The sequence below is a fragment of the Streptomyces narbonensis genome (assembly GCF_014649015.1).
Lineage (GTDB): Bacteria > Actinomycetota > Actinomycetes > Streptomycetales > Streptomycetaceae > Streptomyces > Streptomyces narbonensis.
In genome coordinates this window covers 1-641 of record NZ_BMSF01000143.1, presented here as the reverse complement: position 1 = coordinate 641, position 641 = coordinate 1, and the positions used below count along the sequence as shown (strand labels likewise).

1 protein-coding gene is annotated in these 641 nt (G+C 35.9%); it reads left to right on the top strand.

The window, feature by feature from the left end:
* Positions 1-198, top strand: a 198-nt coding sequence (locus IE124_RS35220) for a hypothetical protein (protein WP_229833189.1), incomplete at its 5' end; no start/stop codon positions are given.
* Positions 199-641 lie beyond the last annotated feature (443 nt).

Below are 641 nucleotides of genomic sequence, written 5' to 3'. Positions count from 1 at the left end.
TCTGGGACCACCCCTGTAGGGGCTTTAGCCCCCTCAGGGGGGGCGTATCTCTATTTTTTCAAATGTAAAGGGGGATCAAGTGATATATCGTTTGAAAGGTCTAATAATTTTGAACATTTTCGTTTTTTCAAAATTTTCCTAGCTCAACCTCAAACAAAATGGCGGCTGGAAAACCCCCTGAAAATTGAAAATTTTTGAAAAGTCATAAGTCTGGCTGTAATCATTACTTTTAAAAAATTCAAAAGGATTCTAAATTGGCTAATCATAAGCTTTAAAATGATGTACCACAAGATACGAGTGCATGCAAAAAAAATGGGGACACCGCGTCCCCCCTTTTTTTAAATTTTGGGGGGATTTAGCTCAAAATTGTTAAATACAAAGGGTACACTTGTGGCACATCATTTGAAAGCTCTTAATAAACGGATTCGTTTGATACTCTTCAAAATTCTCTATCTTAATCCTAAAGAAAATGGTGGCCGTTTGAGTCCGTCATGACGGTGTAAATTTAGCGCTTAAAATAAGGAACTAAGTCTGCCGCTGGAAAACAACGAAATGCGGACACCTTGGTATATATATATATATATATATATATATATAATTCACATAATTTATAAAATCATGGGGTCACAGAAAAGGAGCTT